The 12,022-nt window shown below is 68.1% G+C and carries 17 protein-coding genes; 10 read left to right on the top strand and 7 right to left on the bottom strand.

The genetic code is table 11. From position 1 onward, the window contains the following. Nucleotides 1-18 precede the first annotated feature (18 nt). The gene (locus FVP33_RS12300; protein ID WP_147783954.1) at nucleotides 19-582 is read right to left on the bottom strand and encodes a TetR/AcrR family transcriptional regulator; all 564 of its coding nucleotides are present in this window, start codon (nucleotides 580-582) and stop codon (nucleotides 19-21) included. A gap of 106 nt (nucleotides 583-688) precedes the next feature. On the opposite strand from FVP33_RS12300, the gene FVP33_RS12295 reads away from it, so the two are divergent. Both FVP33_RS12295 and FVP33_RS12290 read left to right on the top strand, forming a co-directional pair. Then, a complete protein-coding gene (locus tag FVP33_RS12295; protein ID WP_147783953.1) occupies nucleotides 689-1,594 on the top strand; it encodes an SDR family oxidoreductase in 906 nt (301 codons plus the stop codon). 325 nt (nucleotides 1,595-1,919) lie between these two features. Next, nucleotides 1,920-3,269: a D-alanyl-D-alanine carboxypeptidase family protein gene (locus tag FVP33_RS12290; RefSeq protein ID WP_147783952.1), complete on the top strand. Its 1,350-nt coding sequence runs from the start codon at nucleotides 1,920-1,922 to the stop codon at nucleotides 3,267-3,269. Between the two features lie 8 nt (nucleotides 3,270-3,277). On the opposite strand, the gene FVP33_RS12285 is transcribed toward FVP33_RS12290, so the two are convergent. From FVP33_RS12285 to FVP33_RS12275, 3 genes are read right to left on the bottom strand one after another with little or no spacing between them, the layout of a single operon-like run. Continuing rightward, nucleotides 3,278-3,910, bottom strand: a complete 633-nt coding sequence (locus FVP33_RS12285) for a DNA alkylation repair protein (RefSeq protein WP_147783951.1) — start codon at nucleotides 3,908-3,910, stop codon at nucleotides 3,278-3,280. Nucleotides 3,911-3,928: 18 nt separating this feature from the next. After that, nucleotides 3,929-4,753 (bottom strand): ammonia-dependent NAD(+) synthetase, encoded by an 825-nt coding sequence (nadE, locus tag FVP33_RS12280; protein WP_147783950.1) that lies wholly within the window; start codon nucleotides 4,751-4,753, stop codon nucleotides 3,929-3,931. A 12-nt stretch (nucleotides 4,754-4,765) separates the two neighbouring features. After that, on the bottom strand, nucleotides 4,766-5,206 hold the full coding sequence (locus FVP33_RS12275; RefSeq protein WP_147783949.1) for a YbhB/YbcL family Raf kinase inhibitor-like protein: 441 nt from the start codon (nucleotides 5,204-5,206) through the stop codon (nucleotides 4,766-4,768). A gap of 94 nt (nucleotides 5,207-5,300) precedes the next feature. Between FVP33_RS12275 and FVP33_RS12270 the strand changes: the two genes are divergently transcribed. From FVP33_RS12270 to FVP33_RS12250, 5 genes are all read left to right on the top strand, one after another. After that, complete coding sequence (locus FVP33_RS12270; protein WP_147783948.1) at nucleotides 5,301-5,783, top strand: 2'-5' RNA ligase family protein; 483 nt, start codon at nucleotides 5,301-5,303, stop codon at nucleotides 5,781-5,783. Between the two features lie 40 nt (nucleotides 5,784-5,823). After that, nucleotides 5,824-6,216: a VOC family protein gene (locus FVP33_RS12265; RefSeq protein ID WP_147783947.1), complete on the top strand. Its 393-nt coding sequence runs from the start codon at nucleotides 5,824-5,826 to the stop codon at nucleotides 6,214-6,216. Between the two features lie 61 nt (nucleotides 6,217-6,277). Next, entirely contained in the window at nucleotides 6,278-6,652 is a 375-nt protein-coding gene (locus FVP33_RS12260) for a hypothetical protein (protein WP_147783946.1), read from the top strand. Between the two features lie 63 nt (nucleotides 6,653-6,715). Continuing rightward, the gene (locus FVP33_RS12255; protein ID WP_147783945.1) at nucleotides 6,716-7,045 is read left to right on the top strand and encodes a DUF7882 family protein; all 330 of its coding nucleotides are present in this window, start codon (nucleotides 6,716-6,718) and stop codon (nucleotides 7,043-7,045) included. Nucleotides 7,046-7,198: 153 nt separating this feature from the next. Continuing rightward, nucleotides 7,199-7,927, top strand: coding sequence for a toast rack family protein (locus tag FVP33_RS12250; RefSeq protein WP_147783944.1), 729 nt, complete (start codon nucleotides 7,199-7,201; stop codon nucleotides 7,925-7,927). 58 nt (nucleotides 7,928-7,985) lie between these two features. Here FVP33_RS12250 and FVP33_RS12245 read toward each other — a convergent pair whose 3' ends face one another. Beyond that, nucleotides 7,986-8,342 (bottom strand): iron chaperone, encoded by a 357-nt coding sequence (locus FVP33_RS12245; protein ID WP_147783943.1) that lies wholly within the window; start codon nucleotides 8,340-8,342, stop codon nucleotides 7,986-7,988. Nucleotides 8,343-8,437: 95 nt separating this feature from the next. On the opposite strand from FVP33_RS12245, the gene FVP33_RS12240 reads away from it, so the two are divergent. Further along, nucleotides 8,438-8,776, top strand: a complete 339-nt coding sequence (locus tag FVP33_RS12240; protein WP_147783942.1) for a YciI family protein — start codon at nucleotides 8,438-8,440, stop codon at nucleotides 8,774-8,776. A 10-nt stretch (nucleotides 8,777-8,786) separates the two neighbouring features. Next, on the top strand, nucleotides 8,787-10,118 hold the full coding sequence (locus FVP33_RS12235) for an RNA polymerase sigma factor (RefSeq protein WP_246142316.1): 1,332 nt from the start codon (nucleotides 8,787-8,789) through the stop codon (nucleotides 10,116-10,118). Nucleotides 10,119-10,130: 12 nt separating this feature from the next. Here the strand turns inward: FVP33_RS12235 and FVP33_RS12230 are convergent, their stop codons facing one another. After that, the gene (locus tag FVP33_RS12230) at nucleotides 10,131-10,400 is read right to left on the bottom strand and encodes a hypothetical protein (RefSeq protein WP_147783940.1); all 270 of its coding nucleotides are present in this window, start codon (nucleotides 10,398-10,400) and stop codon (nucleotides 10,131-10,133) included. Between the two features lie 3 nt (nucleotides 10,401-10,403). Then, the gene (locus tag FVP33_RS12225; protein WP_147783939.1) at nucleotides 10,404-10,697 is read right to left on the bottom strand and encodes a 2TM domain-containing protein; all 294 of its coding nucleotides are present in this window, start codon (nucleotides 10,695-10,697) and stop codon (nucleotides 10,404-10,406) included. Nucleotides 10,698-10,971: 274 nt separating this feature from the next. On the opposite strand from FVP33_RS12225, the gene FVP33_RS12220 reads away from it, so the two are divergent. Then, on the top strand, nucleotides 10,972-11,973 hold the full coding sequence (locus FVP33_RS12220) for a TerC family protein (protein WP_147783938.1): 1,002 nt from the start codon (nucleotides 10,972-10,974) through the stop codon (nucleotides 11,971-11,973). Nucleotides 11,974-12,022: the final 49 nt, after the last annotated feature.

Raw genomic sequence — 12,022 nt, 5'->3', positions numbered from 1 at the left:
CCTCGACGGTGTCGTGCGTCAGGCGCCCGCGGTCAGCGCCTTGAGCTGGTCGAGGGCGTCGCGGATGCACTGCGCGAAGTCACCGGTCGAGTCGTCGGCGATCCAGGTCTCAAACCCGATCTTGAAGACGGTGACGCCGGCCTCGGCGGCGAGGCTGGCGGTCAGGTTCGGGACTCCCCGTCGACGCAGGGCCTCGGCGACCGCGTCGGCGAGGGTGGAGAATTTGAGGAGTTCGCGCTCCTGAAGGCTCGGGTTCGCGGCGATCACTGCCGCGCGTTGCCTGGAGTACTCCCGGTTCGGCAGCAGCGAGGCGCCCATCTCCATCGCGGCAAGCACCGCGTCGATCGGCTTCACGCCGGCCGGCGCCGCACCGATCGCGCTCACGACGGCATCCTGCAGGTCGCTCGATCCGGCGAACAGCACCTCCCGCTTGTCCGCGAAGTGGCGGAAGAACGTGCGCTCGGTCACGCCGGCACGCTCGGCGATTTCCGCGGCGGTCGTCTGCTCGAAACCGTGCTCGGCGTAGAGCTCCATGGCGCTGAGCCTCAGGCGCCCACTCGCATCCGGTTCCCATCGTCCCATCTGGCCAGTCTAGTGATGTCTGTGACTGACATCAGGTGCTACGCTGATGACAGCAACTGACATCAGCGTAGATTCGGCTCACGGGCCGACGGAAAAGGAGATCCTCATGCGTGTATTCGTCACCGGTGCGTCCGGTTGGATCGGCTCGGCCGTGGTGTCCGAGCTTCTCGAAGCGGGCCACGAAGTGGTCGGGCTCGCCCGAACCGATCTCGCCGTCGCCGCGCTGACCGCCGCGGGTGCCACGGCGCGTCGCGGCAGCCTCGACGATCTCGATAGCCTGCGTGCGGGCGCCGAGGGATCCGACGCCGTGATCCACCTCGCGTACAAGCACGACTTCTCGGACATGGCCGGAGCCGCTCGATCCGAGCGCGCGGCCATCGAGACGTTCGGGGATGCCCTCGCCGGCTCGGATCGACCGTTCCTGTTCGCCTCGGGAGTTGCCGGCCTTGCGCCCGGGAGGGTGGCGACCGAGCGGGACGTCGTTCCGTGGGCCGGGCCGGATGCGCCGCGCGGGGGAGCCGAGTCGCTCGCGTTCGAGTACGCCGAGCGCGGCGTGCGGTCGGTGAGCCTGAGATTCGCGCCCACCGTGCACGGGGACGGCGACCACGGGTTCATCTCCACCATCGTGGGCGTCGCGCGCGCCAAGGGGGCCTCCGGCTACGTGGGCGACGGCTCCAGCCGCTGGCCGGCAGTGCACAGGCTGGATGCCGCCCGCATGATCCGGCTGGCCCTCGAGACCGCGCCGGCCGGCTCCATCGTGCACGGGGTGGGGGAGGAGGGGATCGCGGCCCGGACGATCGCCGAGATCATCGGCCGTCACCTCGACGTGCCGGTCGTGTCGGTGGCGCCCGAGGATGCCGCCGCGCACTTCGGCTGGATCGGGGCGTTCTTCGCCCTCGACATCCCGGCCTCCAGCCTGCTCACCCAGGAGATGCTGGGCTGGACGCCGACCCATCCCGGTCTCGCCGAGGACCTCGAGGCCGGGTATTACTTCCGCTCCGCTGTCCGATAGCGACCCGGAGCCGGGGCGCGAGCCGTGGTTGACGCGACGGCACGACTGCGACGGGAACCGTCCCCGTAACTCGTCTTTCAGTAACTGCTCGCTGGGCGGCCCCAGCGAGCAGTTAGCGACGGATGAGTGGATTGGCGCGGCGGATCGGCGTGCCTGGCCCCGTCCTCCTGGCCCGGCTTGGAGCATCCCCGTCGCAGCTCAACCGTCAGTAAGTGCTGGCTGAACGGCCCCAGCGAGCAGTTAGTGACGGTTGAGTCGGGGCGAATGGGGGTTAGCATGAGCCAGTGCAGCAATTAACGAGAGACCCTCAGTTGGTTGGCGAACGGTGAGCGATTCGCTCGACGACCTCGCGGAGATGCTCGACCGCGCCCACGCGGACGCCGGCACACGTGCCGACCCACTCGATCCGGCGCGCATCGCGGCGAAGCGCCGCCGTCGCATCCGACGACGGATCACCGCGGGTGTCGTCACACTCGTGATCGCCGCCGGGATCGGCACCTACCTTCCCCTGACCCTCCTCGCGCCCCTGGGCGCGGACGCCCTGACGGTTCACCAGCCCCAGTTCGCGATCCCGGCCGCGGTGAAGCTCTCGCTGCCCGGCGTGGGCGCGAGTGCCATCAGTGTCGCCGGGGCCGAGGACTTCGCCGGCACGACCGGAACCGACGGCATCCTCGCCTCGAGCGGCGGCAATGGCGCGCTGCCGATCGCCAGCATCAGCAAACTGGTCACCGCCCTGGTGGTACTGGATGCCAAACCCCTCAAGCCGGACGAGGCCGGCCCCACGCTCGCCTTCGGCAAGGCCGAGGCCGACCTCTACGACAAGTACTACGTGCTGGGCGCGACGGTGTCCTCGATGCGCACCGGGACCTCGATGTCTGAGCACGATGCGATCGAGGTGATGCTTGTCGCGTCGGCCTGCAACTACGCGGAGGCCCTGTCTACCTGGGCGTTCGGCTCGCAGGCGCGGTTTCTCAGCGCCACCCGGGCCTGGCTGAAGGCCCACGGGCTCACCGGCACCACCCTCGTGGAGCCCACCGGAATCGACTCGAGAAACGTCAGCACCCCCACCGACCTGATCGCCATCGGAAAGCTCGCGATGGCGAACCCTGTGCTCGCGGCAATCGTGGGCTCGCCGAGCGTGAGCCTGTCCATCGGCACGCTCGCGAACAACAACAAGCTGCTTGGCACCGACGGCGTCAACGGCATCAAGACCGGCACCCTCGCCAAGGCCGGCGCCTGCCTGCTCTTCTCCGCGGTGGTGGATGTCGGCACCGCCGCCCCCCTCACCGTGATCGGTGTGGTGCTGGGCGGCGCCGATCACGGGTCGGTGGATTCCGCGGTGCGCGAGCTCCTCGCGAGCATCAAGTCCGGCTTCCACCGGGTGCCCCTCGTCACCAAGGGCCAGGTGCTCGGCAGCTATTCGACGCCGTGGAAGGATGACGCCAGGATCGTGGCGGGGGATGACGCGACCGTGCTCACCTGGTCGAACAACCCGATCACCTCCACCATGGTGACCAGTCCGCTGACGACCGGCGTGAACGGCGCGACGGTGGGAAGCGTGACCTTCGTGGCCGGGAAGGTCACCGTCACGGTTCCCCTGCTGCTCGAGGGCGCGATCGCGGGCCCGGACGGCTGGTGGAGGCTCACCCACCCCGCGGAGCTGCTCGCGCGGTAGGCGATCCCTCACGCGCCGGGGGTCAGGCGCAACTCCGGCCGGCTCGTTGCGAGATCGTCGAGTACGCGGGCGACGGCCTCGCCGGCGGGTCCAGCCAGCGCTTCGGATGTCGTCGCGCGGCGGACGAAGCCGTCCCAGTCCCCGGCGCCGGCACGGAGAGCCCGAAGCGGCGACAGCAGGGCCGCCCGGTGCAGCCACTCGTCACCGTCCCGGGCCCAGCGATCCAGGGCGACGTCCGCGCGAGCGCGGCTTCGCGGGGCGAGTCCTTCGATGAGCGGGCCGATCACGTCGAGCGCGAGGGGATCGACGAGTGCGCGCAGCCGAGCCCCGCGCACGAATCCCTCCAACCGGGTCAGGTCGGAGTTGTCGAGCAGCCGCAGATTGGACTGCAGAAGCACGACTGCCGCGAGGCGGCGTTCGAACACGGGCACCGCCCACAGCTCGGAGCTCAACGCGGTGATGTCGTCGTGGGTCAGGCCGGGGTACCGCCGACCGGCATCTCGGATCGTTCCGCGCACGGCTCCGACCGACGCGCCGTAGAACCGCAGGTCGCTCCCCAGACGGGCTCTCTCGGCGCCCGCCCGCTGCCAGGATCCCTCGCGCCGCAGGGTGGCATCCACGAATTCGCCCGGGTCACTCATCGTTCCGAGACGGCAGCGTCAGCCGCGCCACCAGTCGTCGAAGGGCGACGCCGGCACGCGCCGCTTGTGCTCGGTGGCGAGGTAGCGGGCCTCGATCGCGTCGGCGACGGCGGACGGCACCTCGCGTCCCTCGAGGTAGTCGTCGATGTCGGAATAGCTGAGGCCGAGGTTGGCCTCGTCGGTCTGGCCGGGGGTGTCATCGAGCAGGTCGGCGGTGGGGGCCTTGAGGTAGAGCCGCTCTGGGGCGTCCAGGTGCTGGAGCAGGCCGCGCCCCTGTCGCTTGGTGAGGCCGGTGAGCGGCACGATGTCGACGCCGCCGTCCCCGTACTTGGTGAAGAAGCCCGTCACCGCCTCGGCCGCGTGGTCGGTCCCCACGACGAGCAGCCGACGCTCGCCGGCGACGGCGTATTGCGCGACCATGCGCATCCTGGCCTTGACGTTGCCCTTGGTGAAGTCGCTCATCGCCGACCCCATCGCGTTGGCGAACTCGGCCTGCACACCGTCCACGCCGCTCTGGATGTTGAAGGTCAGCGTCTCCCGGGGCCGGATGAAGGAGAGCGCGAGCTGGGCATCCTCCTCGTCGTGCTGCACGACGTACGGCATGCGCACCGCGACGAAGTCGGCGTCGACGCCCTCGCCCCGGAGCCTCTCGACGGCGAGCTGGCAGAGCCGGCCGGCCAGCGAGGAATCCTGCCCGCCGCTGACGGCGAGGAGGAAGCCCGCCGCGCCGGTGGAGACGAGGTAGTCGCGCAGGAACGCGACCCGCGCGTCGATCTCCCGCGCCGGATCGATTTCGGGTCGCACGGACAGGTGGGCGATGATCTCTGACTGACGTTCCCGCATGCAACGACGATATCAACGCTTCTTCGTGAAGGTGCCCACCAGGCTGGCCGTCGCGAGCACATGGCCGGCGATGGCCCGGCTGAACTGGTCGAGGGTACAGCCCACCGAGAGACCGGTCGTCTCGATGTCGAGTGCATAGAGAGTGAAGTCATATTCGTGCGTGCCCGAGGGGGGAAAGGGGCCCGCGTAGTCCGTGAGTTCCCGAGCACCGCCGGGCAGTCCGCGGGCGGCCGCTCCCTCCTCGAACGACGTGACGGCTGGGTTGAGGTCCGAGACCAGCCAGTGCAGGTACCTCCGCGCCACCGGATCGTTGTCGACCAGGCTCAGGGCGAGAGATCGGGTCTCGGCGGGCGCACCGTCCCAGGCCAGCTGCGGTGAGACATTGCGGATCTTCTTGCCGTGCCTCTGCGGGATCTCCTCCCCGTGCCCGAAGGATGTCGACTGAAGCCTCATGATGTGCTCCCCTCATTGGTATTAGGGACACGATAGTGAGCGCGACCAGCATCCGCACGCGAGGCTGTGTGGTCGGGTCTCCTAGACTCGGCGCATGCCGCGCCTGGTCGTCGTCCTTCCGCTCGTGCCGCTGCTGGTGGGGGAGAGCTTCGCCCTGCAAGACTGGCCCCTGCACATCACCGTTCTCCCTCCCTTTCTCACCGATGCCTCGCCCGAGCAGATCGCTGATGCCTTCGCTGCCGCGACATCCGGACTGCCCGCCATCACCGCCATTGCCGGTCGGGACGAACTCTTCGGACGGCGGCAGAACGTGCTGGTGACCGTGGTGGAGCACAACGAGGCGCTCGCCCGCCTGCATCGAACCCTCGTAGCGGCCGTGCTGCCGTTCGCCGCGGCCCCGGACGAGCCGGCGTTCACCGGTCCCGGGTTTCGGCCCCACGTCACCGTCAAACCGCACGGGCGGGTGCGCGAGGGTGAGGTGCTCTCGCTCAGCCAGGTTGCTCTCGTCGACATGGCCCCCCGGGCCGCCCCTCAGGGGCGGCTGGTGCTCGCCACTCGTCCGCTGGGGGACCTTTGACTCTGCGGTGCACGGGGCGAGCGGGCGTACGCTTCCTCGCATGACGAGCAGAGTGGTGCACTTCGATATCCCGATTGACGATCCCGCTCGAGCGGGCGCGTTCTACCGAACGGTTTTCGGCTGGAACGTGGAGAAGTGGGGGCCCATCGACTACTGGACCATGCCTACCGGCGAGCCCCCGGGTCCGGGAGCCGAGGGAGCACTCACACCGAGGGCCGAGGCCCCCGAGGGTGTCGTGATCTACGTCGGCGTCGACGACATCGACGACGCCTTGCGCAAGGTCGCCGACGCCGGTGGCACGGTCCTGACCGAGAAGATGCCGATCCCCACTGTCGGCTGGTCGGCGCGATTCCGGGACTCGGAGGGCAACCTGGTCGGTTTGTTCCAGGAGGACCCGTCGGTGGCGATGCCCGAGGGGATGCCGGGCGCCTGATCGACGCCCGTCGGCGCTCCGAGCGCCCCGCACAGCCGCTCGGAGCGGCTACAGTCTGAACATGAAACGGATCAACTATGCCGGCGGGTCGATCGTCACGGGCAACGCCGTGGCCGCCGCTCTCCTCGACCACGCGACGCAAATAGCAAGCAACGCGAACAGCTCGACGGTGGATATCCCGGTTCTCGAAGACGATGGCAGCACGAGCATCCACACTCTCCTCGTCGGACCGACGACCCAGTTCGACGTGTCAGATGCGGAGGGGATCTCCGCGGACGAGGAGCAATCCTTCCCGGTGCCGGACCTGCCTGTGCTGGGGATGGCGGCCGTGACCCTCTCGCCGGCGGCCGAATCTCGAGCGACGAGCGACGCCCAGCTCTTCGACCAGGCGGTCGACGAACTCGAGGAAGGCCTCGCCGAGGGCCGTTTCTCGTGACGGCTATAGTTCAGATACCACAGGCGGCTTCGCGCCCCTCTCACTCACACTGATAGGTTCCCGATGGGTAAGTTCATCTACGGCACGCCCTCGATATCGGTCGAATTCGACGACCGGGTCCTGGCGCACCTGAAGGCGGTCATCATCGCCAAGCTCCGTCGCAACGAGGCCTTCACCTTCTCCTGGGACTACGACGCCGAGCTGGGCAAGGGCAACAGCTCCGTCTGGCTGCACCCGGCCATCCCGATGCAGTTCGAGTTCTACGGCAGCCGCGCCCCGCAGCTCAACCGGGCCTGGCTCGAGGCGCTCGTGCAGCTCTCGAACACTCCGGGTGGACTTCGGGTGATACCGGAGCCCAAGGAACCGGCCGCCGGGACCCCCTCCGTCGACTAGGGACCCTGTCGTCGACCGGCCCTGGCCGGCCGGCGACGTCTCTCAGCGCCTTGGTGGCGCCCGCAGGTCTCGCGGACGACCTCTGGATGGGACGTTTGGCCCACTGCCGCCGCGGAGCCTGGTGAACCATGGAATCACCAAGGAGGTCTCCCGATGAAACTCAAGGTCATGCATCCCGGCCGAATCCTGATGGTGACAACGCTCGTTGCGCTCGTGGCAGGATGCGGGATCGTCGCCCCCATCGTGCCGGGCGAGGACCGCACAGATACCAAGACGACGGATGCCGGCGGGGCGACCTCGGCAAGCGTGGACGTCAACCTCGGAGCCGGCCGACTCACCCTCGCGGGCGGCTCGAGCGGGCTCGCCACGACGAAGTTCACCTATAACGTGAAGAGCTGGAAGCCCACGGTCGACTACACCGTGAGCAATGCCCGCGGCAGCCTGGTGATCGCGCAGCCGAATGCCCCGGTCGCGGTGGGCAAGAGCGTGCGTAACGACTGGGATGTGCGGCTCAGCAACAGCATCCCCATCGACCTCAAGATCAACACTGGCGCCGGCAAGAGCACCCTCACGCTCGGCGGAATGACGCTCGTCTCGGCCACCATCTCCGGCGGAGCCGGCGAGCTCCAGGCCGACCTGTCTGGCGACTGGAAGAAGTCCGCGGAGATCGATGTGAACGGCGGAGTGGGAAAGATCAGCGTGCAACTGCCGTCCTCCGTCGGCGCCCGTGTGAAGGTGTCGACCGGGCTCGGCAGTGTCACGGTGAACGGCCTGACCAAGAGCGGCGACACCTGGGTCAACGACCAGTACGGAAAGTCACCGATCACCCTCGACGTGGTGATCAAGGCCGGTGTCGGCGAAGTGAACTTGGATGTGAAATAAGGCTTGGATGTGAAATAAGGCCTGGATGTGAAATAGGGCGAGGTGAAGTACCGTCACGCTACCCCGTCGGTCGGCCGGCGATCTCCGCGAGTCTCGCCCGAATGAGGTCGCCGAGCACGTCTTCGGGCAGGGGGTGGTCCGGAGTGAACCGAACGGTTCCCTTGGACAGCGAGAAGCCGCCGAGCCGTGCGCGCACGCTGTCGATGGCGGCAGGCGAAAACGGGAAGACCGAAAGGTGCGTGGCGCTCGCCGACACTCCGATCAGGGGTTTTCCGGCGACTCTGAGCGCGGGCACCCCGTAGCTGACGCCGTCTTCGGCGTCCGGGGCGATGGCGCGAGCCACTTCGATGACATGCCGCAGGCTGGCCCGCTCCGACTCCGGGAGGCCGGCCAGAGTATCGTCAACGGAACCCATGAAGGGATTGTGGCAGGGTCGCCCTCCCGGCACCATGTCCTTTTGGGCCGTCGCCGTTCGTCGTACCCACGTATCGACCAAACAAAGGAGATCTCATGGAGTACCTGTTATTCATCTGCAGCGACCCGGCCGCGCCGACCTACGTGCCGGAGGAGGACAACATCCAGGAGTGGGTGGCGGAGATGGAGGGTCGCGGCGTCACTCGTGCGGGAGACCGGCTGCGCCCGGTCGCCGACGCCACAACGGTCACGGTGCGGGACGGCGAGTTGATCGTGTCGGACGGGCCGTTCGCCGAAACCAAGGAGTGGATCGCCGGCTTCGACCTCATCGACTGCAGCGACCTGGATGAGGCGATCGAGATCGCTTCGAAGCACCCGATGGCCAGGTTCGGCAAGATCGAGATCCGGCCGATCTGGCCGTTCGACACCGAGTAACAGGAGCGCGGTGACATCGCCCACGGACGCACGAGGCGCCGTCGCTTCCTCCGTCGCGTCGGCCTCGGCGGAAGAGACGGCGCGAATCGTTTCCACCCTGATACGCGTGACGGGTGACTGGGCGCTCGCCGAGGACTGCGTGCAGGATGCCTTCGCACGCGCCCTGGTGGACTGGCCCGTCCACGGCATCCCCAGTAAGCCGGGGGCCTGGCTGACGACCGTGGCGAAGAACGGCGCAATCGATCGCCTGCGGCGGTCCGCCACCGAGCGGGCGGCGCTGCGCCAGCTCGCGATCGTCGCCGAGCTGGAGCAGCTCGGCCGCGACGGCCAGGAGCGCTCCGAGCTCGGGGACGGCCCGCTCGGGGACGACCGGCTGCGGCTCATCTTCACCTGCTGCCACCCCGCTCTGCCGATGGAGGCGCGCGTTGCGCTCACCCTGCGCACCGTCGCCGGCCTCACCACGGAAGAGATCGCGCGCGCCTTCCTCGTCTCGGAGTCGACGATGGCCAAGCGACTGGTCCGCGCCCGGGCGAAGATCAGGGATGCCGGCATCCCGTATCGAGTGCCGCCGCCGCGGCTGCTCCCGGGGCGAACCGCCGGGGTTCTCGCCGTGCTCTATCTGCTCTTCAACGAGGGCTATTCGGCCACGGGCGATCAGCTCGTGCGCGAACCGCTCGCCCGGGAGGCCATCCGTCTGACCCGCCTTCTGGTCGGCTTGCTCGGCGAGTCGCCGCACACCTCGGAGGCCCTCGGCCTGCTGGCGCTCATGCTGTTCCAGCACGCGCGCACGGCTGCCCGTGTCGACTCCGCCGGCGATGTCGTGACGCTCGAAGAACAGGACCGTTCCCTCTGGGATGCAGGCGCCATCGCCGAGGGCGTCGCACTGCTGCGAACCGCGGATCGGCGCTGCCTCGAGCGCCACGAGCGCCCCGGCCGCTACCACCTGCAGGCGGCGATCGCCGGCTGCCACCTGATGGCGCGGGAAGCCGGCAGCACCGACTTCGCCAGGGTGGCCGTTCTCTACGAGGCGCTGGCCCTCATCGCACCATCGCCCGTGGTGGAACTGAACCGCGCCGTCGCCGTGGCGATGTCGCAGGGTGCCGAGGCGGGGCTCGCCCTCGTGGACGCGCTCGACCGCGCCGGTTCGCTCGACGGCTACTACCTTCTGCCGGCGACCAGAGCCGACTTGCTGAGGCGCCTGGGCCGCACCACCGAGGCGGCGCGCGACTACCGCCGGGCGCGCGATCTCGCCCCGTCGGAGGCGGAGCGCCGCTACCTCAGCCGACGGCTGGCCGAGGGACGCGGATCGGCGGCGGAGCGCTCTTTCCCAGACGGTCAGTGATCCTCGCGACGGTCAATGCGGGAAAAGCAGTTCGCCACCGACCCACACCACCATGAAGAGGATCACGAGGGAGCCAATGGCTATCAAGACCCACGACAGATCGCGCCGAATGACGGCGACCACACCGAGAACGGCGCCGACGATGCCCAACGCGAAGATGGCGAACGTCGGGATCGGCGCGCCCACCGTTGACTTGAGGACGAAGAGCGCGGCGAAGGCGAGGATGAGCCCTAACCCCCACCAGCCGAGGGCGGACGCGGGCCACACTCGCGTCGAGCGCAAGGCTTAGCTCTCTTTGTTGTCGCGGGAACGCCCGGTCATCCGCTCGATCTCGGCGTCGACGTCGGCCTCGGTGTGATAGCGATGACCCGGACCGTAGGCGTCCAGCCCGATGAAGAGGGCCGCGACTCCCATTCCGAAGATCGCCCACACCGGCCAGTAGTACGCGCCGGGGCTGGTGATGAACCAAATGGCGGTGAGCAGCAGGGCTACGGCAGCCCAGACGCCCACGAACGACCAGAAATTGGACTTGGCCCGCAGTCGGCGCCGGGCGGCCTTTCGCAGTTCTTCGTCAGTCATGTCCAGCAGGCTACGCGTGCCGAAAGGGACCACTATGGACGAAAGTCCCGGCGCCGGGACGCCGGTTCAGCGGGCGTGCAACTCGACCTCGGCGCGGGACTCGGGACGCTCGTCCGGTAGGGTTGGGCACGCGAAGGGGAGTATTCCACCTGCGCTGCAGTCGTCAAGACGGTCGCCGATGAAGCCGGCCCGGTTGCAGCGGTGCCGTTCACGGTGCGGAAGAGACTTTCGGGAATCAGGCGACCCATGCCTACCCGGACGAAAGGCCCCCGCCATGCACCTCGAACTCCCGCTCGCGTTCGAAGCGACATCCCTCGCCATCATCATCGCCATCATCATCGCCGACCTCGTGCACGCGTATTTGCGGCCGCACGTGCCATCCACGAAGGAGTCGAGCCTCTGGGTGGCGCTCTACGTGGTGCTCGCCCTCATCTTCGCCGTGCTCATGCTCGTCTTCGCCGACGCGGAACACGCGAGCCAGTTCCTGGCCGGCTGGCTCACCGAGTACAGCCTGAGCGTGGACAACCTCTTCGTCTTCGTGATCATCATGGCGCGATTCTCGGTGCCGAGGCAGTTTCAGCAAGAGGTGCTGATGGTGGGCATCATCATCGCCCTCGTGCTGCGCGGCATCTTCATCCTGCTCGGGGCCCAGCTCATCGAGAACTTCAGCTGGATCTTCTACTTGTTCGGCGCCTTCCTGCTCTTCACGGCGTTCCAGCAGGCGTTCCAGAACAGCGAGGAGATGGATGAACGCGAGAGCGCCGTCATCCGCTTCCTGCGCAAGAGAATCCCCATCTCCAACGAATTCGACGGATCGAAGCTGCGCACCGTCGTCGACGGCAGGAAGATCTTCACCCCGATCATCGTCGTGTTCCTCGCCATCGGCACCACCGACCTGGTCTTCGCTCTCGACTCGATCCCCGCCATCTTCGGCATCACCACGAGCCCGTTCATCGTGTTCACGGCCAACGTGTTCGCCCTGATGGGGCTGCGCCAGCTCTACTTCCTGCTCGGTGACCTCATCGACAAGCTCGTGTACCTCAAGTACGGGATCGCGTTCATCCTCGCCTTCATCGGCGTGAAGCTCGTGTCTCACGCCCTGCACACCAACGAGCTGCCATTCGTCAACGGCGGCAAGGGAGTGGACTGGGCCCCGGAGATCGACACGGTGACGTCGCTCGTCGTCATCGTGTCGTCGATGGCGGTCGCGACGGTCGCGAGCGTCATCAAGATCCAGGCCGACAAGCGCCGCGAGGTCGACACCCCTACCCAGTGACGACCGGCGCGGCGGTCGGTGACCGTGCCACGGCCCGCCTCTGTTTGCG

Source organism: Lacisediminihabitans profunda (genome assembly GCF_008040105.1).
GTDB lineage: Bacteria > Actinomycetota > Actinomycetes > Actinomycetales > Microbacteriaceae > Lacisediminihabitans > Lacisediminihabitans profunda.
Note: the sequence above shows the minus strand (reverse complement) of the source record. Positions and strands in the feature narration are given on the sequence as shown.

Bases quoted from the DNA above. Each gene is read 5' to 3' on its own strand.
- FVP33_RS12295 (WP_147783953.1), top strand. From the start codon at position 689: ATGCGTGTATTCGTCACCGGTGCGTCCGGTTGGATCGGCTCGGCCGTG.
- FVP33_RS12260 (WP_147783946.1), top strand. From the start codon at position 6,278: ATGAAACGGATCAACTATGCCGGCGGGTCGATCGTCACGGGCAACGCC.
- FVP33_RS12220 (WP_147783938.1), top strand. From the start codon at position 10,972: ATGCACCTCGAACTCCCGCTCGCGTTCGAAGCGACATCCCTCGCCATC.
- FVP33_RS12275 (WP_147783949.1), bottom strand. From the start codon at position 5,206: ATGAGGCTTCAGTCGACATCCTTCGGGCACGGGGAGGAGATCCCGCAG.
- FVP33_RS12255 (WP_147783945.1), top strand. From the start codon at position 6,716: ATGGGTAAGTTCATCTACGGCACGCCCTCGATATCGGTCGAATTCGAC.
- FVP33_RS12285 (WP_147783951.1), bottom strand. From the start codon at position 3,910: ATGAGTGACCCGGGCGAATTCGTGGATGCCACCCTGCGGCGCGAGGGA.
- FVP33_RS12250 (WP_147783944.1), top strand. From the start codon at position 7,199: ATGAAACTCAAGGTCATGCATCCCGGCCGAATCCTGATGGTGACAACG.
- nadE (WP_147783950.1), bottom strand. From the start codon at position 4,753: ATGCGGGAACGTCAGTCAGAGATCATCGCCCACCTGTCCGTGCGACCC.
- FVP33_RS12225 (WP_147783939.1), bottom strand. From the start codon at position 10,697: ATGACTGACGAAGAACTGCGAAAGGCCGCCCGGCGCCGACTGCGGGCC.
- FVP33_RS12240 (WP_147783942.1), top strand. From the start codon at position 8,438: ATGGAGTACCTGTTATTCATCTGCAGCGACCCGGCCGCGCCGACCTAC.
- FVP33_RS12265 (WP_147783947.1), top strand. From the start codon at position 5,824: ATGACGAGCAGAGTGGTGCACTTCGATATCCCGATTGACGATCCCGCT.
- FVP33_RS12270 (WP_147783948.1), top strand. From the start codon at position 5,301: ATGCCGCGCCTGGTCGTCGTCCTTCCGCTCGTGCCGCTGCTGGTGGGG.
- FVP33_RS12245 (WP_147783943.1), bottom strand. From the start codon at position 8,342: ATGGGTTCCGTTGACGATACTCTGGCCGGCCTCCCGGAGTCGGAGCGG.
- FVP33_RS12300 (WP_147783954.1), bottom strand. From the start codon at position 582: ATGGGACGATGGGAACCGGATGCGAGTGGGCGCCTGAGGCTCAGCGCC.